A 22,458-nucleotide genomic window follows, 5' to 3' on the forward strand; every position below is an offset into this window, starting at 1 on the left:
GACCTGCGTCGACGGCGTCCGGCCGCCACGGTCCGACTGAAGAGTCGCACGACGGGCCACCGGAACCGCCACGCCGGCTCGATGGCGCCCCGTCTCCGTACGGCCGACAGCCACCACACGAGAAGGGTACGAGATGACGGGTGTCCGCACCGGTCCCCTGACCTGGGGACAGCACATCTTCTGGTTCTACAACCACCCGTGGCGGGAGAAGAGTCACCAGCCACCGGAGTTCAGCCGGAGTCTGGAGATTCCCGAGGGCACCACCGTGTCCGCACTCCAGGATGCGCTCAACAGGTGCGTACAGAAATTCGAATCCCTCCGCACGACATATTCCAGACCGGACACCGCACCGCCACGGCAGCACGTGCTGGCGTCGTACGAGCCACCCGTGCTGAGCTTCGAGCAGGCGCGCCGCGAAGAATTCTCCATCTTCGACCGGCCGGCCGTCCGGGTGGCGGTGCCCGACCCGCACCGTGAGGTCGGCAGGGCCTATCTGGTGGTGAACCAACTGGACCTCGACTGGCTCTCCTTCGCCATCGTGAAACGACTTGTCGAGTGCGACCTGGCGCGCGGGCGGCAGGGGCCGGCGCCCGAGTTCAACGCCAGCTTCCACAACATCGACCTGGCCCGGTGGGAATCCGGGCAGGTCGCGCAGAGCACACGCCGGATCGAGTGGATGCGGGACCTCCGCCGCCGCATACCGCGCAACGTCATGCCGGTACGGCAGCACGGGTACCCGGCGGGCGACGCCGGGCGCTCGGTCGTCGCGGTGGCGCGGGTGCCGGACATCCTTCCCCGGGTCGAGGCGCTGGCCCGCAGGTGCCGGGTCACCGTGCCGACCGTCGTGCACGCGGTCATCGGGCTGCTGCTGGCGGGGTGGTTGCGCCGGAACGACGTGTACCTCTACTCCGAGGTGGCGAACCGCTGGCAGCCGGAGACCCTGCACATGGTCGGTCGGGCAGCCACGGTAGTCATCTGCGAGGTCCGGGCGGACCCGGCGCAGACGGCGCGGCGGCTGCTGGTGGAGACGCACAAGGGCCTGTTGAAGGCCTACTGGCACAGCCAGCGCGACTTCGGCGCGTGGCGGATGGACGGGGTCCGGGAGGATGCCGAGTTCGGCAGCAGCTTCGCACTACCCGTCGTGGTCGACTACGCCGACGGGCTCGGCGGGCCCCCGGAGCGCGCTCAGCACGTCGACCAGGAGACGGTGACGGTGCAGACCCGCGACGGCGGCGCCAACGAGTCGAACTTCCATCTGACCCCGCAGGGGGCGGGGCTGCGGATCGAACTCACCGCCGACACGTCCGCCTTCTCGCCCGAGGAGGCGGCCAGCGCGCTGCGGCTGCTGGCGCAACTGCTGCGTACCGTCAGCGACGAGCCGGAGATGCCGGTGGCCGACCTCCTCCGCCTGGTCACCCTCGGGCCGCCGCGCGGCGTCGAGGGTCTGGCCCGGCTCGGCGAGTCGCGGTTCGACGCCGAACTGATCCGGCGGCGGATGGCCGAGTTCCACGGCGTCGAGCAGGCCGGGGTCTTCGTCGACGGCTCGGCCGGCTCGCCGGTCCGGGCGCACCTGGCCGGGTCCGCCGTCGACCTGACCGGACTGCACGAACACATGATGCTCGCCGCCGCCGGCAGCCCGCTGATCCACCTCCCCACCTCCTACCGGCTGGTCCGGACCGCCCCGGACGAGGCGGCGGGCGAGGCCGGCTGGCTCGCCCGGGAGGCCACCGCGGAGCTGCGCCCGAGCGACGGGTACCGACCGACGGTCGACGACGACGAGCGGATCCGCGCGCTGGTGCGGGTCTTCGAGAGCCGGCACCCGGGCTCGGCCTGCGACCCGGCACGGTGTTACGCCCAGGCGGGCGGCGAGTACCTGCTGGTTCCGTCGATGATGGTCGGGCTCCGGGAGGCCGGATTCGAGGGCGCCGAGCCGGCCGACTTCGTCAGCCTGGCCTCGCTCGCGACGGTCGCCCGGAAACTGCGCCGTCGCCCGGACGCGGCGGTCGGCGGCGACGGGTCCGCTGCACCGGTCGTTCAACCGGGTGGCCCGCCCAGTTGCACACCCGGCCGCCGGGCCGATCCGGCCGGTGGCGTGCCCGGTATGGTGGCGACGGGCGGGTCGGTGTGAGCGCGCCGGCCCGGGCTGCCCGTCCCGAGGAGGTCGAACCGACGAAGCCGCCGGCCAGCGCCCCGCCCCGGGCCGCCATCCCCCGCCTGCCCGACACCCCCGGCGTCTACCGGTTCCGCGACGGCCGTAACCGGGTGCTCTACATCGGGCGTGCCGTCAATCTCCGGCGCCGCGTCGCCTCGTACTGGTCCGATCTGCGGGACCGCCCCCACCTGAGCACGATGGTCGGTCGGATCGCCCGGATCGAGGCGGTGAGCTGCGCGTCGGAGCACGAGGCCGCCTGGCTGGAACGCAACCTGCTCGAGGCGCACCTGCCGACCGCCAACCGCACCCGGGGCGGACAGGAGGTTCCGGTCCACCTCCGGCTGGACCCGGGGCCCGAGACCCCCGGTCTCAAGGTCGTGCACCACCTCGGGCCGGCGTCGCAGCTGCGGCACTTCGGTCCCTACCTCGGCGGCACCAGGGTACGGCTGGCCGCCTCCGCACTGCACCGGGTGCTGCCGCTGGCGTACGCCGGGACCGGCATCACGGGCCTCGACCTCGACCTCGCCGGCAAGCTGGGCATCGACCCGAGCCATCGGGCGCGGCTCGTCGACTCGCTGGTCGCCGTCCTGTCCCGCGAGCCGGGCGCGGTGCGGGAGGCACGCGACCGGCTGTGCCAACGGCGGGACGACGCCGCCGGCCGGTTGGCGTTCGAGCTGGCCGGCCGGCTACAGGCCGAGATCGAGGCCGTGGACTGGATCACCTGCACCCAGCGCGTCACCCTGGCCCGTCCCGACGACCTCGACGCGTACGGGTGGGCCGACGACCTGCTGGTGCGTTTCCAGGTCCGGGCCGGACGGCTCCGCGACTGGAGCCAGCGGTCGTGCACTCTGGAGCGGGCCCGCCGGTACCTCGACGCCACCCCGCCCGACTGGGCCGAGTTCGCCGGCAGCACCGCCGAACTGGCCGCCCGGCTGGCCCGGTAACCGGGTTCGCCGGCGGTTTTCGCACCGTTCACCGTGGCGCTGCCTCGCCGTACCCTTCGGTCATGTCGATCGATCATGCAGCCCAGTCCGTACCGGACCCGGACGATCGTCGTTCAAACCCGTCGACCAGCAGGCCGTTCCGGGACCTCCTGAACGCCCGGGTCTCGCGACGCGCCCTCGTTCGCGGCGGCACCGTGGTCGCCGCGACGAGTTTCCTCGCCGTCGCCGACAGCGCACCGCTGGTGCGTAGCCTCGGCGTCCCGGCGGCCGGCGCTTCCGGCCGGAGCCTGCTCGGCTTCGCCCCGGTGGCCGCGAACGCCGACGACGCCGTCACGCTGCCGGCCGGCTACCGGGCTGACGTGATCATTCCGTGGGGGACGCCGATCCGCTCCACCGGCCCGGCCTGGCGTCCCGACGGCACCAACAGCGCGGCCGAGCAGGCCGAACAGGTCGGCATGCAGCACGACGGCATGCACTTCTTCCCGCACGGCCCCGGCCCGGCCGGCAACCGGCGCGGTCTCCTGGTGGTCAACCACGAGTACACCGACCGGACGCTGCTGCACGCCGACGGCGACGCGGTGATGACCCGGGAGAAGTCGGACAAGACGCTGGCCGCCCTGGGCGTGACCGTGCTGGAGATCGCGCAGCGCGACGGCGCCTGGCGGCCCGTGGACTCACCGTTCAACCGGCGGATCAACGGTACGACCCCGATGACGTACTCGGGGCCGGTCCCGCGGCGCCATCCCGCGCTGCGTGCCGTCGGGATCCCCCGGGGAACGCTCAACAACTGCTCGCACGGGGTCACCCCGTGGGGCACCTACCTGGCCTGCGAGGAGAACTTCAACATCTACTTCGGCACCGCCGACCCGGACTGGGCACCGGGCCCCGAGCAGGACCGTTACGGGATCTCACGTACCGGCCTGGACTACCGGCTGCACCTGGCGGACCCCCGGTTCGACCTGGCGCGCAACCCGAACGAGCCGAACCGGTTCGGCTGGGTCGTGGAGATCGACCCGTTCCGGCCGGACTCGACCCCGGTGAAGCGTACGGCGCTGGGCCGGTTCAAGCACGAGGGCGCCACCGTCACCGAGTCACGCGGCCACCTCGTCGTCTACAGCGGCGACGACCAGGACGGCGAATACATCTACAAGTACGTCAGCGCGGCCCCCTGGGCGGCGATGCGGGCCCGGGGTCGCAGCCCGCTGGACGAGGGCACCCTCTACGTCGCCCGGTTCGACGACGACGGCACCGGCCGCTGGCTGCCGCTGCGTTTCGGGCACGGGCCGCTCACCCCGGCGCAGGGCTGGTCGGACCAGGCCGACGTGCTGCTGCGGACCAGGCGGGCCGCCGACGCGCTCGGCGCGACCCCGCTGGACCGACCGGAGTGGATCAGCGTGCACCCGGAGAACGGGGCGGTCTACGCCAGCCTCTCCAACGGTTCCGGCTGGCCGCACGCGGTGACGCCACGGACGCCCAACCCGTACGGGCACATCATCCGGTGGCGGGAGGACGGTGACGACAACACCGCCACGGCGTTCGAGTGGGACGTCTTCGTACTCGGCGGCGACCCCGCGTACGACGACCGGGTCCGGTTGGACGACGCCGGCATCTTCGGCTCGCCGGACGGGCTGTGGTTCGACCCCGACGGCCGGCTGTGGATCCAGACCGACGTGTCGAACTACGTGCTGAACTCCCCCGGCTGGGGGTACGACCGGATCGGGAACAACGCGATGCTGGCGTGTGACCCGGAGACGGGCGAGATCCGCCGGTTCCTGGTCGGCCCGCGCGGTTGCGAGATCACCGGGATCACCGTGACGCCGGACCGGCGGACGATGTTCGTCAACGTGCAGCACCCCGGCGAGCTGACCCCGGCGTGGGGCAGCCCGACACCCGAGAACCCCCGCGCGGTCAGCAACTGGCCCGACTTCGACCCCGCCGGGCGGCCCCGCTCCGCCACCCTGGTGATCCGCAAGGAGGACGGCGGCGTCATCGGGACCTGACCGCCCGGCGCGGCCCGGCGCCGGGCCGACCGGTTCGCCCGTGGCGACCGCGCCCCGGTCACAGCCCGGCGCGGACGGCGGAGACCACCGTCTCGACCTGCTCGGCCGGCAGGTGCGGGCCGATCGGCAGGCTGAGCACCTCGTCGGCGAGGCGTTCGGCGACCGGATATCCGCCGGCCGGGAGGTCGGGGCCGGCGTAGGCCGGCGCGAGATGCGGCGGCACCGGGTAGTGGATGATCGTCTCCACGCCGGACCGGTGCAGTGCCGCACGTAACCGGTCGCGGGCCGCCGTCCGGACCACGAAGAGGTGCCACACCGGGTCGGCCCAGGACGACACCCGGGGCAGTGCCAGCCCGGGCAGGTCGGCGAGTTCCGTCAGGTACCGGGCCGCCACCTCGGCGCGGCGGCGGTTCCACTCCGGCAGGCGGGCCAGTTTGACCCGCAGGAACGCCGCCTGGAGTTCGTCGAGCCGCGAGTTCGTGCCCCGCAGTTCGTGCTGGTACTTGACCCGCGAGCCGTAGTTGCGCAGCAGTCGTACCCGCTCGGCCAGGCCGGCGTCGGCGGTGACCACCGCTCCGCCGTCGCCCATCGCGCCGAGGTTCTTGCCGGGGTAGAAGCTGAACGCCGCCGCGGTCGAGCCCTCGCCCACCCGACGGCCTCGGTACCGGGCACCGTGGGCCTGCGCCGCGTCCTCGACCACCGCCAGGCCCCGCCGGGCGGCCACCTCGGTGATCCCGTCCAGGTCGGCCGGGTGGCCGTAGAGGTGTACCGGGATGACGGCCCTGGTGCGATCGGTGACCGCGGCTTCGATCCGGGCCGGGTCCATGGTCCCGGTCCGCTCGTCCGGCTCGACCGGGACCGGCCGGGCGCCGACCGCCGACACCGCGAGCCAGGTCGCGACGAAGGTGTGCGACGGCACGATGACCTCGTGCCCGTCGCCGACGTCCAGTGCCCGCAGCGCCAGTTCCAGCGCGTCGCATCCGCTGCCCACGGTGACGCAGTGCGGTGCGCCGCAGAAGGCGGCGAACTCGGCCTCGAACGCCTCCGTCTCCGGTCCGAGCACGTACCGCCCGGAGGCCAGCACCCGGGCGTAGGCGGCGTCCAGTTCGGTGCGCAGTTCGGCGTACCCGGCACGCAGGTCCAGGAAGGGCACCGTCATCGCAGCGCTCCCTGCCGGTGCCGGGCGCCGCCGTTCGGGGCCGGCGCCGGGCGGGCCCCGGTGAGCAGCGACCGCAGCAGGGCGTGCAGCACCTGCTCGGCCGGGGCTTCGGCGGGCGGGGTGACGGTCCCGTCCGGGCCGGTGTCGCCGTCCGGGCCGGACGCCGTCTCGATGAGGTCGGCGTGCGACCAGGTGCCGGTCGGCACCGCCGGGAAGCCGTGCCAGGTCGTCAGGGCGGGATCGGAGGGCCGGCAGCGGGCCGGCCAGGAGGCGGGCGGCAGGGCCAGGTTCTCCGGGGGTACGGCCGGCACGTCGCGGTGCCGGAAGTGCTCCTCGTCGACGATGTCCCCCGGGTCGCAGACCTGTAGTGCCGCACCGAGGTCGAGCGCGATCCGGTCCCGGCGTCGATGGTCCGGTTCGGCGGCGTAGGCGACCTGGTGCCCGGCCCACCACGCGCCGAGGGTGAGCGCCACGATCTCCGCCGGCCGCCGCAGGGCGATCAGCACCAGCGACCCGTCCGGATAGCCCTGCTCGGCGAAGCCCCGCCCGTACCCGCGCGCGGTCTGCTCGTACCGGCCGGCCGGTCCGTCCGGCACCGACGCCCCGGGGCCGGCCGTCCCCCGCCACAGCAGATCGCAGACGGTGCCCGGCGCACCGGCCAGTTGGCCGGTCGATCCGGCGGTCAGCGACGACGACATTCGGGTCTCCCCCTTCGACACGTCCTCCCTCGGGCTCGCCGAGGCGTTGCGTTGCCCGCCGGCCCCGGCCCGGTCACCGGCATCGGCGTCACGGCCGGGTCCGGCGGTCAACCGGGCCGTACCGCGACCACCTGGCCGGCGCCGTGTCGGTCGCCCGCCCGGCGCAGCGCCCCCGCCAGCGTCTCGACGCCGCGCCGCAGCTCCGCGTCGGTCACCGTCAGCGGCGGGCAGAGCTTCAACACCTCGCCGTCCCGACCGCAGGTCTCCAGCAGCAGGCCCTGCTCGAACGCGTACCGGGCGACCTGGTCCGCCACCGCGCGACTGCGGCAGGGCAGTCCCAGCAGCAGTCCGCGCCCCCGCACCGGCCCGGCCAGGCACCCGCCCCCGGCGTCCAGCATGGACAGTTCCTTCGCCAGCAGCGCCGACTTGCGCTCCACCTCCCGGCGCAGGTGCTCGGTGCGCCACCACCGCCTGAGCGCCAGCGCGCCGGTGACGAAGGCGAGCTGGTTGCCCCGGAACGTTCCGGAGTGTTCGCCGGGGGCCCACACGTCCAGCTCCGGACCGATCAGCACCAGGCTGAGCGGAAGCCCGAGGCCACTGATCGACTTCGACAGGCAGACGACGTCGGGCCGCAGGCCGGCGGACTCGAACGAGAAGAACGGCCCGGTACGCCCGCCGCCCGCCTGGATGTCGTCCACGATCAGGACCGTCCCGGTACGCCGGCACAGCGCCTGTGCCTCGCTCAGGTAGCGCGCCGACAGCGGCCGGACCCCGCCCTCGCCCTGGAGGGTCTCCACGATGAACGCCGCCGGTGCGCCGTCCGGGCCGTCGAGCGCGGTCGCCAGGGCGGCCAGCGCGTGGTCGGTGCCGGGCGTGTCCATCTCGTGCGGCACCCGGGTCACCCCGGCCGGGTCCAGGGTGGGCAGGCCGGCCGGCCCGGGGATGTCGGAGACCGTGATCGAGTCGACCGTCATCCCGTGGTAGGCGCCGGTGAGGCAGACCACCCGGCGCCGCCCGGTGGCTTTCCGGGCCACCCGGAGCGCCGCCTCGACCGCGCTGGTGCCGGTCGGCCCGGTGAACTGGATCCGGTAGTCGAGCCCGCGCGGCGCCAGCACCACGTCGGAGAGTGCCCGGACGAACTCGCGCTTGGCCACCGTGGCCGTGTCCAGACCGTGCACCAGCCCGCCGGAGCGCAGATAGTCGATCACCGCCTCGACCAGTTCCGGTGGGTTGTGCCCGTAGTTGAGGGTCGCCGCGCCGGCGAAGAAGTCCAGATATTCCCGGCCGTCCTCGTCGTACAGCCGGGCACCCTCGGCCCGGGCGAAGACCGCCGGCCACCGCCGGCAGTAGTACCGGACCCTCGACTCGTACGTCTCCAGCACGTCCACGCTGCCCCCGTCCTCGTCGACCCGACCACCCGTCGTCGTCACCCGCACCGGCTCACCAGGCACGCGGATCCTCCGCCACCAGCCGGGCGAGGGCGGCGCACAGCTCGTCGGTGACCTGCCGCGCCGCCGCCTCCGCCACCGCCAGCGGGTCGAACCGGACCCGCAGCCCGAGCCGGGCGTCCGGGTGCACCTCCACGGTGAGCGGATAGTTGTTCCGGCCGGCTCCCGGCCCCCGGCGCACCGACAGGGTCTCCCCGGCCGGATACCGTCCGCCCTTGAACAGCGGGAAGTTCTGCACCCCGACAGTGGTGTCGAAGAGCGGCCGGCCCGGCGGTGACCCGGCCGCCCGCTGCGCCTCGGCCACCGACATGTACTCGAACCGGCCCAGGCCGATCAGGGTCGACTGGACCTCCTTGAGGAAGGTCGCCACGTCGTCGTGCCGGGGCAGCCGTACCCGCATCGGCAGGGTGGTCGAGAGGAGCCCGGCCATCCGCTCGATGCCCGGGAGCGGTGCCGACCGGCCGGAGAGGATCACCCCGAAGACGAGGTCATCCTCGCCGGTGACCCGGCCGAGCGCGACCGCCCAGGCGCCGTAGACCAGCGCGCCGAGGGTCAGCCGGCGGCGCTTGCAGAACAGCTCCACCTCGGTCGTGAACTCGGCGGACAGCTCCCGCCGCAGCACCCGCTCCGCCGTCGGACCGGCACCGCCCGGGCCGGTCCGGGCCGGCGGGGCGGATTCGGCGACGGGTTTCGGCAGGCCGGCCGGGTGCGGGAGATCGGCCAGCAGGTCGCGCCAGAACCGTCGCTCCGGCCCGGGGGTCCGGGTCTGGATCCACCGTACGTAGTCCCGGTACGGTGCCGCGGGTTCGTCGTCCACCGGTCGGCCGGCCAGCAGGTTCGCGTACGCCTGGAAGCACTCCGTGAACACCAGACTGCTGCTCCAGCCGTCCATGATCGCGTGGTGGTTGGTCCAGACCACGTGATGCAGGTCGTCGGCGAGCCGGACGGCGGTGACCCGGTACAGCGGCGCGGTCGAGAACTCCAGGTCGAGCCGCCCCTCCTCGGCGAGGATGTCGGCGATCCGGAACGACGCCGCCGCCCCGGACCGGTCGACGACGGTCAGCGGCGGCGCCACCTCGGCGTGTACGACCTGGTGCGGTTCGGCCAGCCGCCGCCAGCGGATCGCCGTACGCAGCACGTCGTGCCGGCGGGCCACGGCCGTCAACGCGGCCCGGAACAGTTCCGGGTGGAACTCTCCGGTCAGGGTGAAGCTGGTCTGGTTGAGGTACATGCCCTCGCCGGGGCTGTAGAGGGAGTGGAAGAGCATCCCGTGCTGGGCGGGCGTGAGCGGGTACACCTCACGTACGCCGGGCTCGGCGCAGACGTCGTCGAGCTGGTTGCCGGTCAGGGTCGCCAGCGGGTGCCGCGCCGGTACGGCGGGCCCGTCGACGCGACCGGCCAGCCCCAGGGCCAGGGCGGCCCGCAGCCGGTCGACGAGATTCGCACAGAGCCGCCGGATCGTCTTCTCCCGGTGCCGGCCCGCCGGGTACGCCCAGGTGATCCGCAGGCGACCGGCGGCCAGCTCGCACCGGACGTCGAGCCCCGGTACCGGCTCGGCCGGGCCGAGCGGCAGCATCCGGACACCGGCGTCGAGCGGTACGCCGTCGAACGCGAACCCGACCGTGTCGGCACCGGCCCGGGCCAGCCGAGCCCGCAGGTCCGGATCGGGTGACAGGTGCCGCAGCACCCCGTACGCCAGCCCGGCGTGGGGAACCCGGCGCAGCTCCTGCGCCACCGCCCGCGCCGTCGCGGTGATGTCACCGGCGACCGCCGGCAGCCGTACGGGATAGCCGCTGGTCAACCGCCCCACCGTACGGGTGAGGTCGACCTCGGGGAACGGCGAGTCGCGTCCGTCGTGTCGCAGGCGTACCGCGAGCGCGCTGCCCCGGGTCTCCGCCGTCACCGTCAGGACCAGCGCGGCGAGTACCAGTTCCGGTGCGCTCACCCCGAACCACTCGGCCGCGACACCGGTCAGCCCGGCGGTTTCAGCCGCGCTCAGCTCCGCCACCACCGACCGGGCGGGGACGGTCTCCGGGTGGGCCGTGACGTCGGGGCCGTCCGGGGGCAGCGTCGGGGCGGGCTCGTCCGCCATCAGCCAGTAGTCGGCCTCGGCCCGGGCCGCGCCGGATTCCGCGTAGCGGCTGATCCGCTCGGCCCAGTACCGGTAGGAGGTGGTCGGTTCCGGCAGCCGGGCCGGCCGACCGGCGGCGATCCGTGCGCACAGCGCGCCGATGTCCGCCGTGACGATCCGCCACGAGGCCCGGTCGAGCAGCCGGCGGAGTGCCACGAGCACGAGGTGGCGCTCTCCGGCGGGCCCGCTGACGAGGGCGGCCCGGACCAGTGGACCGGCCGGGGTGCCGTCGGGCAGTGCCGCCGCGGTGGTCTCGACGATCGCCGTGGCGAGCGTCTCGGCGGCGTCGCGCAGCGCCGACGGCACGGCCGCCGACCCGCCCTCGACCTGTCGGACCGAGAGCGGCACCGGCCCGGCGGCCGGCACCGACAGTCGCCGGCCCTGCGCGTCGGCGAGCAGCCGGGCCCGGAGCACGTCGTGCTGCTCGGCGAGTTCGGCCAGGGCCTCCGCCACGGCCCGCTCGCCGAGGCCGGGCGGCAGTTCGACGGCGACGGCCCGGACCATCGGCGCCCCGGTCGGGTCGACCAGGTCGCGCTGCCCCGGCGTGGGCGGGACCGGACCGGCCGCCGCGCCGCGTACGACGGTCGGCGCCGCGTCGCCGTCGACGATCCTGGCCAGCTCGGCCACGGTCTGGAACTCGAAGACCTGCGCGGGGACGAGCCACAGTCCCGCGTCGCGGGCCCGGGAGACGACCTGGATGCCGAGGATCGAGTCGCCGCCCAGCTCGAAGAAGTTGTCCTCGGCCCCGACGTCGTCCAGTCCCAGCACGTCCGCCCAGATCCCGGCCAGGAGTTCCTGGGTCGGGGTGGACGGCGGGGTGTATCCGGCGGGCTGCCCGACGCTCTGGTCGGGCGCCGGCAGCGCCGCCCGGTCGAGCTTGCCGTTCGGGGTCAACGGCAGCGCCGGCAGGCCGACGAAGGCGGCCGGCACCATGTAGTCGGGCAGCCGGTGCCGCAGATGGTCGCGCAGGGCCGGCGGGTCGGGCAGCCGGCCGCCGTCGGCGACGAGGTACGCCACCAGCCGTACGCCGCCCGCGTCGTCGGTCCGGCCCAGCACCACGGCCTGGCGTACCGCCGGGTGCCCGAGCAGCGCCAGCTCGATCTCGGCCGGCTCCACCCGGTGCCCACGGATCTTGATCTGCTGGTCCACCCGGCCGAGGAACTCGACCGTCCCGTCCGGGCGCCGCCGGCCCAGGTCGCCGGTGCGGTACATCCGCCGGCCCGGTGCACCGGCGAACGGGTCGGGCCGGAAGCGCGCCGCGGTCAGCCCGGGCTGGCCGTGATAGCCACGCGCCACGCCGGCGCCGCCGAGGTAGATCTCGCCGACCACTCCGACGGGCGTCGGGGCCAGCCGCGAGTCCAGTACGTAGAGCCCGGTGTTCGCGATCGGGGCGCCGATGGTGATCGGTGCCGCCGTACCGTCCACCACGCCCGCCGTGGACCACACCGTGGTCTCGGTCGGCCCGTACACGTTCCAGAGCGTGCTCCCCGGGGCGAGCAGCTCGCGGGCCAGGTCCGTCGGCAGCCGCTCGCCGCCGCAGAGCCGGATCCGCAGCCCCGCCGGCACCCCGACCGAATCGGTCAGCATCCGCCAGGTCGCCGGGGTGGCCTGCATGACGGTGCCGCCCTCGTTGCACACCAGGGCGTGCAGCGCCAGCGGGTCGGTGGTCTGGGCGCGCTGCGCGACGATCACCCGACCTCCGGTGACCAGCGGCAGCAGCAGTTCCAGCACGGAGATGTCGAAGGAGAGGGTGGTCACCGCGACCAGACCGTCCCGGGGTCCCGGTCGGAGCAGCTCCGCGAAGGACGTCAGCAGGTTCACCACCGCCGCGTGACCGACCTGCACCCCCTTCGGTCGCCCGGTCGAGCCCGACGTGAAGATCACGTAGGCGAGGTCGGTGGGGCCAGCCGGACCGACGGCAATGACGGCGTCGGCGTCGGCGTCATCGAGCAGCAGCGGCGCGGGGCCGCCGTCGGGCAGGGCCCCGGCCAGGGCACGCTGGGTCACCACGATCGGCGCCAGGGTGTCCGCCAGCACCTGGGCCACCCGTTCCGCCGGTACCCCGGGGTCCAGCGGAACGTACGCACCACCGGCCTTCCAGACTCCGAGCAGGGCCACCACGAGATCCAGTCCGCGCTCCAGATAGATCCCGACCAGGCTTCCGGGCCCGACGCCCCGCCGAGCCAGCCGGGCGGCCAGCGCAGCGGCCCGACGTTCCAGTTCCGCGTACGTCAACGACCGGCCGCCGGAGGTGACCGCCGTGGAATCCGGGGTACGGGCCGCCTGCTCGGCCACCAGCTCGTGCGCGCACCGGGGCGTGATCTCGACGACCGGGCCGTACACCGCCGGTCCGCTCGGTGACTCCTCGGCGACGGGCAGGGCACCGACCGGCTGCCCGGGGTCACGTACCACCGCCCGCAGGATCGCCTGGTAGTACGCCGACAACCGCCGGACCATCGCCTCGTCGAACAGCTCGGTGCTGTACTCCCAACTGCCCCGGAGCCCGGCGGCGGACTCGGTGACCGCCAGGGTGAGTTCGAACTTCGCGGTACGCTGCTCGACCCGGAACGGCAGCACCGCCAGGTCGTGGAACTCCTCCTCCGTCACCGGGCGCTCCAGCTGGTGGCTGAAGGAGACCTGGAACAGCGGCGGCCGGCTGGTGTCCCGGTCCACCACCACCTCGTCGACGACCAGCTCGAACGGGACGTCGGCGTTCTCGATCGCCGTCGCGGTGGTCTCGCGGACCCGCCGCAGCAACTCGGTGAAGGTCGGCTCCGCCGAGACGTCGACCCGCAGCGTCACCATGTTGAGGAAGCAGCCGACGAGATTGTCCACCCCGGATTCCGCCCGGCGCACCACCGGCGAGCCGATCCCGATGTCGTCCTGCCCGGCCAGGCGGTGCAGCAGCACCGCGAACGCCGCCAGCGCGACGATGTTCGTCGTCACCCCGGCGGTCCGGGTCAACGTCCGGAGGCCCTCGACCACCCGGGGTTCGACGGCGAAGCTCAGCGCCGCCCCCGCCCCGGAGCGGATCCGGCTGCGCGCACCGGTACCGGGCAGGTCGAGGACGGGTAGTCCGGCGAGCCGCTGGTGCCAGTGGTCGAGCTGGCCGCGCAGCGCGCCGGAGTGCACCATCTGGCGCTGCCACACCGTGTAGTCGACGTACTGCACCGGCAGCTCCGGCAGGTCGGCCGGACGCCCCAGGCAGGCCGCGGAGTACGCCCGGGCCAGCTCCGTACGCAGCAGCTCGATCGATCGCGCGTCCACCGCGATGTGGTGCAGGGTCAGCACCAGTACGTGGTCGGTGGGCCCGACCCGCAGCAGCCGGGCCCGCAGCGGCGGCTCCTCGGCCAGGTCGAACGGCCGGGCCACCTCGTCCGAGACCAGTCGGCGGAGGGTGTCCTCGTCGGCGGGTACGTCGACCGCCGACAGGGTGCTCGCGGTCGCCGGACGCACCACCTGCCGGGGGTGGCCGTCGGTGACCGGGAAGACGCTGCGCAGCACCGAGTGCCGCTCGATCACGGTGTCCAGTGCGGTGCGGAGCTGGGCGACCCGTAACGGCCCGCCCAGCCGCATGACCAGCGGCACGTTGTAGTCCGCCGACTCCGGCTGGAGCTGGGCCAGGAACCACAGCCGCTGCTGGGCGAAGGAGAGCGGGAAGGGCCCCGGCGATCCGGTGGGCCGCACCTGGTGGGCGGTGGTCGGCCGACCGGCCCGGTCCAGCTCGGCGGCGAAGGCGGCCAGCGTCGGGTGCTCGAAAAGGGTACCGAACGGGACCCGCAACCCGAGCGTGCGCCGCAACAGCCCGGCCAGCCGGGCCGCCGTGAGGGAGTGTCCACCCAGCTCGAAGAAGTTGTCGTCCCGGCCCACCCGGGACACCCCCAGCACTTCGGCCCAGAGTCCGGCCACCGTCCGTTCGGTCCGGGTCGCCAGCTCGGGCGGCTCCTCGGCCTGCCCGGACTGCCCGGCGTCCGGTTCCGGCAGCGCCCGCCGGTCCACCTTGCCGTTGTCGGTCAGCGGCAACGCGGCGAGCGGCACGAACGCGGCCGGCAGCAGGTATTCCGGCAGCAGCCGGAGCAGATGAGCGCGCAGCGCGGCCGGCTCCGGCACCCGGTCGGCGGCGGGCACGAAGTAGCCGACCAGGCGGCGGTCGCCGTGCCGGTCCTGCCCCGCGACGACCACGGCCTCGGCCAGGTCCGGATGGGTGAGCATCGCCGCCTCGATCTCGCCCGGCTCCACCCGCCAGCCCCGGATCTTGACCTGGTCGTCGGAGCGGCCCACGAACTCCAGCTCGCCGTCCGGGCGGCGGCGTGCCAGGTCGCCGGTCCGGTAGAGCCGGCCCCCGGGCAGGGCGGCGAACGGGTCCGGCAGGAAGCACCGCGCGGTCAAACCCGGCCGCCCCAGGTAACCCCGGGCCACCCCGACGCCGCCGATGAAGATCTCTCCGACCGCACCCTCCGGTACCGGGTTCAGCTCCTCGTCCAGGAGATGGAGCGCGGTGTTCGCGATCGGCCGCCCGATCGGCACCGCCGCTCCGGTCACGTCCCGCACGTCGGCCCGGTGCACGCAGCATCCGACGGTCGCCTCGGTGGGGCCGTACTCGTTGACCACCACGACCGGCTCCGGCGACTCCCGCCACGGAGCCAGCGTGTCGGCGAGCAGCGCCTCACCGCCGACCACGAGCTGGCGGGTCAGCGCGGCCAGCCGGTCCGGCGGCAGCTCCCGGCCGATCACGGCCAGGTGCGCGGGGGTCAGCTTGACGAAGGTGTACGGCCGGTCCGGCCCGACCTCGTCGGAGAGCAGCCGCCGGTAGTCGGCGACCACCTCGACGGTGCCACCGGCGGCCAACGGCAGCAGCAGGTTGGTGACGGTGAAGTCGAAGGCCAGTGGCGAGTGCAGCGGCACCGTGCCGATCCCGTCCGGGCCGTACGCGCGGCTCGCCCAGTCCAGGTAGTTCAGCAGCGACCGGTGTTCGATCTGGACACCCTTGGGCCGGCCGGTCGAGCCGGAGGTGTAGATGACGTACGCCAGGTTGCCCGGACCGGCCGACCCCACCTCGGCACCGCCCTGCTCGGCACCGTCGCCCTGCTCGGCACCGGGGTCGGCCTGCTCCAGGGTCACCGCGAGCGCCGGTACGCCGAGGGAGTCGGCGAGCTGCCGGCGGTCCGGCTGGGTCAGCACCAGCCGGGCGCCGCAGTCGTCGAGCATCGTCCGCAGCCGGGCCACCGGGTGCCCGGGTTCCAGCGGGACGTACCCGGCTCCGGCCTTGAGCACGGCCAGGCAGCTCACGACCAGCTCGGCCGAGCGGTCCATCAGCAGCCCGACGAGCTGTTCCGGGCCGAGGCCGCGCCGACGCAGCTCGGCGGCCCAGCGGTCGGCCCGGGCGTCCAGTTCGGCGTAGGTCAGGGTCCGGTGCCCGTCCCGGACCGCGACCCGGTCCGGGACCAGCGCCGCCCGGGCCGAGATGAGCTGACCGGCGGACCGGAACCCCGGGTCCGTCATCGACGTACACCCCCCACCCTGGTGTCGTCGGCGGACATCCGCAGCAGCCGCTGCGCGAGGTCGGTGCCGAGGGCCCTGATCCCGTCCCGACGCCACAGGTCGGCCCGATAAGTGATCTTGAATCGCAGCGGCAGGTCCGGCGGACTCGCCAGGACCTCCAGGTGCAGATCGTCGATACAGCGGCTCTCGGCGTCCCAGACCAGGCACGGCCCGTCGCGACGGGCGTCGGCGGGAGCGCTGCGCAGCACCACCCCGAGCCGGAGCCGGCTGCCGATGTCCTGGTTGAAGGCGATCGTCACCTTGGGCGAGAGGTTGAGGACGCGGCCGCTCTCGGTGTGCCGGCCGTCCCGCTGGAACGGGCCGCTCTGCTGGCGCATCGCCCGGCTCAGCACCGCGGCGGCGCTCCGGATCGTGGCTTCCGGGTCCGGGCGGGCCGGCATCCGGATCCGCAGCACGCAGAGGTTGACCAGCGACCCCACCAGGTTCCGCCGGCTGGCGCTGCCGCGATCGGTGAGCGGCGTCTGCAGCAGCAGGTCCCGCTGCCCGGTGACCGCGCTGACCGCACCGGCGAAGCCGGCCAGGATGGCCGCCGACCCGTGCCCGCCGAGCGGGCGCGAGCAGGTGTCCAGCCCCGCCATGGTGCAGCCGTCGACCTCGAAGACCAGCGCCGGGAACCGTCCCGTCCGGACACCCGGCTGCCAGGGCCGGACCGGGTACGGCAGTTGGAGCGGTTCCGCGTCGCGCAGCTCCTCGGCCCAGAACGCGAGGTGGCCCGCCAGCCGCTCCCCGGTCATCGCCTGCCGGGACGCCCGGGCGTACGCCCCGAAGGAGCCGGCCGGCGGACCCGACGGGACGGGCCGGCCGGTGGAGAGCGCGGCGTGGTACCGGTAGAAGTCCTTGGCGATCAGCGACGCCGACCAGCCGTCCACGAAGACGTGGTGCAGGTGCATGATCAGCCTCGGCGGATCCGATCCCTCGTCGATGCCGAAGTAGAACGGGATCCGGCCGGCGGTCGTCGACGGGCCGACCGCCCCGTAGACCCGCGGGTCCGCGCCGGCCGGCAACTGCCGCACCGGTCGGGTGGGGTACGTCAGCTGCGTCTCCCGCTCCCCCGGCACCACCGACATCCGCAACGCGTCGCGGGCCCGGACGATCCGGGTCAGCGCGGCCAGCACCGGCTCGGGCCCGACGCCGTCCCGCAGCGGCAGGCGCAGCGGGTACACCAGGGTCTCCGGGTCACCCATCTGCTCGACCAGCCGCAGCTGTTCCTGGCCGAAGGTGAGCGGATCGCCGGCGGTGTCGAGTGACGCACCGGCACCGGGTCGCATCGGACGGACCACCTCCCAGGCGTCGGGCCAGCGCTACCAACCGGTACGGCTCCGGCAGCGCGACGCGGCGGCCCGTCGGCTCACCCGGAGACGGCCGTGCGCCCGCCGATTCTTTCGCATGGCGGTGCGGTGCAATAGGGGCGCGCCAACCGCCGCCAACTGGCGCTTTCCGCAGTTGAACGCGATCTCCGCGCACCTTGTCCCGCGCCGCGCCGGGGCGGAGACTGGCCGGCAGGACGAGCCGAGGGACCCCGCCATGCGTCACCGCCAAGCTCCGCCGCCGGTACGCCCCTGATGGCCGGCGCGACCGTCCTGTTCCTGCCCTACCCGTCGACGTCGGGCAGCTGGGGCTCGGTCATGAACCTGGTCGCCCTCGCCCAGGAGTGCCGCAGCCGGGGCGACCGGGCCGTGTTCAACGCCTGCCCGCCCACCGCCGAACTGCTCCGCCGGCAGGGCTTCGAGGTGCTTCCGGTCGAGGGGGCCCGGCCCCGCGAGACACCCCGGGCCGTCGACACCTTCTACGACGTGTGCACCGCCCTCGGCTTCGACGACCGGGCCTTCTGGGAGCGGGTACTGCGCTCCGAGGAGGAGGCCGTCAACGCGGTACGGCCGGACGCCCTGGTCTCACACATGCGGCTGACGGCGCCGATCTCGGCAGCCCGGCACGGAATCCCGCTCGCCTCGTGCGGCGGGTGGTCGACCGATCCCCGCGTCCAGGCGTCCGGTACGCATCCGCTCGACGAGATGGCCGGTCAGTTCGCCAGCGCCTGGTCGGAACTGACCGTACGGTCCATCAGCGAACTCGTCTTCTGGCGGGCCGACCTGCGGATGGTCACCTCGGTGCCGATCTTCGAGCCGGACTTCGCCGACCTGCCGAACGCGGTCTACACCGGATACCTGCGCCCGATGACGGATGCCGAGCCGCCGTGGAGCCGGCCGGTGCCGGACCGCCTCGTGCTGGCCTACGCCAGTAACGCGCCGTGGGGCGTGCCCCGGGTGGTCGAGGCGCTGGCCACCGCCGCCGAGCGGGCCGGGGCGGTGCTCTGGTGCGTGGCCCGGGCCGGTGGGCCCACCGGTCGCGTCTCGGAGCACTGCGAGGTCTTCTCCTACCTGCCGTTCGAGGCGCTGATGGCCCGGGCCGGCGCGGTCGTCTTCCACGGTGGGCAGGCCACGGCGCTGGCCTCGCTCTGCCACGGCGTACCGGCGCTGGCCGTGCCCGGCCGGCACTACGAGCGGCGGTACAACGCCACCCGGCTCGCCGAACTGGGCACCAGCGTCACCGGCGACCTGGCGGTACTCCGGCCCAGCCGGCTGGCCGCGATCCTCCAGCGGCTGCTCGACGACGACGACATCCGGTCCGCGGCCGCGTCGGCGCACCGGTCGACGTACGAGCACGGCGGGGTGGTGCCGACCGTGGACGCGATACACCGGCTGATCGGCTCCTCCAGCCGCGGCTACCGGTAGGCGCGCGCCTGGAGTTCGAACAACTCGGCGTAGACGCCGCCGAGGGCGAGCAGCTCCGGGTGGGAGCCCTGCTCGACGATCCGGCCCTGGTCGAAGACGAGGATCAGGTCGGCCATCCGGACCGTGGAGAACCGGTGCGACACCAGCAGGGTGATCGCCCCGCTCCCCTCGGTCCCGCGCCGGGTCGCCTCCCGGAAGCGCTCGAAGAGGGCGTGCTCGGCGTCCGGGTCCAACGACGCGGTCGGCTCGTCCAGCACCAGCAGCAGCGGCTGCTCGCGCATCATCCCGCGCGCGACCGCGAGCTGCTGCCACTGGCCGCCGGAGAGCTCCGCACCGTCCCACGCCCGGCCGAGCTGCTCGGAGAGCGGCATCGTCATCGTCGAGCCGGCGCGGGCGAGCGCCGCCCGGACCGCGCCGGCCTCGTCGCACCGGTCGAGGTCGCCGACGCCGACCGACTCGCCGAGGGTGAACTCGAACCTCGCGAAGTCCTGGAAGGCACCGGCCAGACTCCGTTGCCAGCGGTGGGTGTCCAGCTCGGCCAGGTCCACGCCGTCCACCGTGATCCGCCCGCTGCTCGGCTGGTAGAGGCCGAGCAGGAGTTTGACCGCGGTGGTCTTGCCGGCGCCGTTGTCGCCGACGATCCCGACGGTCGCACCGGCCGGCAGCCGCACGCTGATCTCGTGCAGCACCTCGTCGTCGGTGCCGGGGTAGGTGAACGAGACCCGGTCGAGTTCGATGCCCCGGGTCAGCCGGGCCGGCGGGGTGCCCGTTCCGGTGCGTCGGCCGCGGGCGAACTCCACCAGCCAGACGTACCGGCTGGCCATCGCCAGCGTCTGGGTCAGCTCCCGGACCAGTCCGACGGCGCCGGAGACGTACCCCTGGACGAGCCCGGCCACCGCGATCGCCAGCACCACGTCGCCCGGGGTGGCCTCGCCGCGCACGGCGCGGGCCGCGACCAGCACGATGCCGCCGGCCCAGGCCGAGGTGAAGAGCAGCCAGGCGCCGGCCGCCAGCAGCGCGGCGCGCAGGTCGGCGGCGAACAGCTCCCGGTTGGTGTCCTCGCTGACCCGGACGAACCGCGACACGATCTCGTCGCGCAGCCGGAAGATCCGGATCTCCTTGCCGAACTGCGGGGTCGTCGCCACCCGGAACAGGTGGGTGCTGGTGCGGGACGCCTCGGCGGTCCGCCCGATCGCCCCGTCCCGCAACCGTTCGGCCCGGGCCGAGGTGACGAAGAGCGGGATGCCGAAGAGCGGCAACAGCAGCAGCGCCGGGTCGGCACCGGCGAGCAGCGAGAGCGCGGAGGCGGCGCCGACGAAGAACGACACGTTGGACAGGGCCGTCCAGAGTGCACCGACCAGCAGCCGCGAGTTGTTCCGCAGCACCTCCAGGCGGTCGGCGAAGTCGGGCCGCTCGTGCGGTTCGACGGTGGGGATCGAGGTGACCAGCCGCATGACGTCCTGCTCGAAGAGCCGGGCGGCCCGCTCGGAGACGGTGGTCTGCAACGGTACGGAGATGCCGTACGCCGAGAACATCACGGCGATCATGGCGGCGAGGGTGCCGACGCCGATCCCGGCCCGGGTCCAGTCGCCGGCCAGCGCCCCGTCGGTGACCAGTTTCAACGCCAGCGCGTTGACCGACGGTTGCAGGGCCAGCGACAGGCTGCACAGCGCGATGACGCCGACCCGCCAGCCGCCGGCCCGGACGGCGAGGCGGGTGCCCAGCCAGATCACCTGGAGCCGCTCACCCATCGACGAACCTCTCCGCCTGTAGTCGGAACATCCGGGCGTACGTCCCGCCGAGCGCGATCAGCTCGTCGTGACTGCCGTCCTCGGTCACCCGGCCGCCGTCCAGCACGCAGATCCGGTCGGCCCGGCGCACGGTGGAGAAGCGGTGCGACACCAGGACGGTGGTCGTGCCCGAGGTCAGGTCCAGGAACCGGTCGTAGAACTCGGCCTCGGCCCGGACGTCCAGGTTGGCGGTGGGTTCGTCCAGTACCAGCACCCGGGCGCCGGCCCGCACCGCCAGCAGCGCCCGGGCCAGGGCGATCCGCTGCCACTGGCCGCCGGAGAGGTCCGCCCCGCCGGAGTAGTTGCGGGACAGCGGTGAATCCCAGCCCCGTGGCATGCCCCGGATCGCGGCCAGCACCCCGGCCCGGTCGGCCGCCTCCTCCAGCGCGGTCCGGTCGTCGAGGAGGTCGAGCGCGCCGAAGCCGACGTTGTCCCGGGCGCTCAGCTCGTACCGGGCGAAGTCCTGGAAGATGACGGCGAGCCGCCCCCGCCACTGCTCGGGATCGAGGTCGCGCAGGTCGGTGCCGCCGACCCGGATCGACCCGGTGGTCGGCTCGTAGAGCCGGGTCAGCAGCTTGATGATGGTGGTCTTGCCGGCGCCGTTCGCCCCGACCAGCGCGACGGTGCTGCCGTCGGCGATGGTCAGGTCCACCCCGTCGACGACCGGACGGTCGACGCCCGGGTAGTGGAAGCCGACGCGCTCGAACCGGATGTCGCCGACCGGCCCGGCCGGCCGGGCGGCCTCCGGCGGCACCGCCCCGGACCGCTGGCCGTCGACCGCCGGGAGGTTGCCGGCCGGAGCCGCGACGGCCGGCATCCGCTCCTCCAGCTCCAGCAGCGACGGCAGGGTCAGGCAGCCGTACCGGATCGGGAAGTCGGCGTCCGGCAGGAACCCGCCGAGCCCGACGATGGCGGTCAGCGCACCGCCGAGCACCACCGCCCGGGCGGCGTCGAGGTCCCCGCTGATCAGACCCAGTACGATCGGCACACCTGCCAGCGCGGCCAGCACCAGAACCGCGAGGTCGACCACGGTCATCCGCCAGCCGATGCTGCGGCGCCGCCGCCACACCGGACCCATCGCCGTCGTCCAGGCGGTGTCGTGCCGGCCCACCAGCCAGCCACCCAGGCCGAAGAGCCGGGTCTCCTTGGCGGTCTCCGGACGCAGCGCCAGGTCCCGCAGGTACTCCGAGCGCCGCAGCCCAGGCACGTCGCCGCTGAGCGCCTGCGCGGTCTGGAACCAGATCGCCAGGATGTGCCGGCGGATCAGCATCGCCCCGGCCGCCACGCCGAGCCCCAACCACCAGCGGTAGTGGGCGAGCAGCAGGATCGACCCGAACGCGCCGGCCTTGAGGGCGATCAGGTTCAGGTACCCGCGCGCCCCGCTGCCCGGCCCCTGGCCCGGGGAGGCGATCCCCTGCGCGGTGGAGATCAGGTCACGGGTGGCGGAGTCCTCCAGGTGTGCCACCCCGTACGGCCCGGTCAGGCAGGCCACCATGCGGTTGCGGAAGTTGAGGTCGATGCGGCGGACCAGTTCGCCGGTCAGCGGCTCGACGACGACGGGGAGCACGGTGCGGGCCGCCGCGACGACGATCAGGAAGGTCACCGCCGGCCAGAGCCCGACACCGTCGGCGGTCAGTCCGCCGACCACCGCTCCCATCGCGACGAACTGCACCGGGCCGGCGAATCCCAGCAGCAGGGTCAGGGTCAGCACCGTCCCGGTCAGCACCGGACCGACCCGCCACGACGCCCGCCACAGCTCCGGTACGGCCCGGGCCGTGGAATGTCGACCGGCGCCCAGCCACCGGAGCAGCGCACCCGCGGGGGCCGCACCCACTGCCGTCA

At 74.1% G+C, this 22,458-nt stretch carries 11 protein-coding genes and 1 pseudogene; 4 read left to right on the forward strand and 8 right to left on the reverse strand.

Going from position 1 to position 22,458, the window contains the following annotated elements; translation table 11 throughout:
• The first annotated feature begins 133 nt into the window (after positions 1-133).
• The 3 genes from V1634_RS34825 (at position 134) to V1634_RS34835 (ending at position 5,096) form a co-directional block, all read left to right on the forward strand.
• Positions 134-2,128, forward strand: a complete 1,995-nt coding sequence (locus V1634_RS34825; protein ID WP_331211874.1) for a condensation domain-containing protein — start codon at positions 134-136, stop codon at positions 2,126-2,128.
• Entirely contained in the window at positions 2,125-3,096 is a 972-nt protein-coding gene (locus tag V1634_RS34830) for a GIY-YIG nuclease family protein (protein WP_331211875.1), read from the forward strand. Before V1634_RS34825 ends, V1634_RS34830 begins: the two co-directional genes overlap by 4 nt.
• A 62-nt stretch (positions 3,097-3,158) precedes the next feature.
• Entirely contained in the window at positions 3,159-5,096 is a 1,938-nt protein-coding gene (locus V1634_RS34835; protein WP_331211876.1) for a PhoX family protein, read from the forward strand.
• Between the two features lie 58 nt (positions 5,097-5,154).
• Here V1634_RS34835 and V1634_RS34840 read toward each other — a convergent pair whose 3' ends face one another.
• The 6 genes and pseudogenes from V1634_RS34840 to V1634_RS34860 all read right to left on the reverse strand — a co-directional run bounded on the left by V1634_RS34840 (position 5,155) and on the right by V1634_RS34860 (position 17,362).
• On the reverse strand, positions 5,155-6,255 hold the full coding sequence (locus V1634_RS34840) for a DegT/DnrJ/EryC1/StrS family aminotransferase (RefSeq protein WP_331211877.1): 1,101 nt from the start codon (positions 6,253-6,255) through the stop codon (positions 5,155-5,157).
• Positions 6,252-6,953: a hypothetical protein gene (locus tag V1634_RS34845; protein WP_331211878.1), complete on the reverse strand. Its 702-nt coding sequence runs from the start codon at positions 6,951-6,953 to the stop codon at positions 6,252-6,254. The genes V1634_RS34840 and V1634_RS34845 overlap by 4 nt, the downstream gene beginning before the upstream one ends.
• A gap of 107 nt (positions 6,954-7,060) precedes the next feature.
• Positions 7,061-8,389, reverse strand: a complete 1,329-nt coding sequence (locus V1634_RS34850; protein ID WP_407951911.1) for a diaminobutyrate--2-oxoglutarate transaminase — start codon at positions 8,387-8,389, stop codon at positions 7,061-7,063.
• A 4-nt stretch (positions 8,390-8,393) separates the two neighbouring features.
• Positions 8,394-14,771 carry an amino acid adenylation domain-containing protein gene (locus V1634_RS34855; RefSeq protein WP_456238625.1) on the reverse strand — a complete coding sequence of 2,126 codons (6,378 nt, stop codon included), beginning with the start codon at positions 14,769-14,771 and terminating at the stop codon, positions 8,394-8,396.
• Positions 14,769-16,034, reverse strand: a pseudogene (locus tag V1634_RS35605) (amino acid adenylation domain-containing protein); the annotation flags it as partial. The gene V1634_RS34855 and the pseudogene V1634_RS35605, both read right to left, overlap by 3 nt.
• Positions 16,031-17,362, reverse strand: a complete 1,332-nt coding sequence (locus tag V1634_RS34860) for a condensation domain-containing protein (RefSeq protein WP_331211881.1) — start codon at positions 17,360-17,362, stop codon at positions 16,031-16,033. The pseudogene V1634_RS35605 and the gene V1634_RS34860, both read right to left, overlap by 4 nt.
• Positions 17,363-17,656: 294 nt before the next feature.
• Between V1634_RS34860 and V1634_RS34865 the strand changes: the two genes are divergently transcribed.
• Positions 17,657-18,826 (forward strand): glycosyltransferase, encoded by a 1,170-nt coding sequence (locus tag V1634_RS34865; RefSeq protein ID WP_331211882.1) that lies wholly within the window; start codon positions 17,657-17,659, stop codon positions 18,824-18,826.
• Here the strand turns inward: V1634_RS34865 and V1634_RS34870 are convergent.
• The gene (locus V1634_RS34870; protein WP_331211883.1) at positions 18,817-20,577 is read right to left on the reverse strand and encodes an ABC transporter ATP-binding protein; all 1,761 of its coding nucleotides are present in this window, start codon (positions 20,575-20,577) and stop codon (positions 18,817-18,819) included. The two genes, V1634_RS34865 and V1634_RS34870, sit on opposite strands and share 10 nt — an antisense overlap.
• On the reverse strand, positions 20,570-22,450 hold the full coding sequence (locus V1634_RS34875; RefSeq protein WP_331211884.1) for an ABC transporter ATP-binding protein: 1,881 nt from the start codon (positions 22,448-22,450) through the stop codon (positions 20,570-20,572). The genes V1634_RS34870 and V1634_RS34875 overlap by 8 nt, the downstream gene beginning before the upstream one ends.
• Between the last annotated feature and the right edge of the window lie 8 nt (positions 22,451-22,458).

Source organism: Plantactinospora veratri, from assembly GCF_036421995.1.
GTDB classification, from domain to species: Bacteria; Actinomycetota; Actinomycetes; order Mycobacteriales; family Micromonosporaceae; genus Plantactinospora; species Plantactinospora veratri.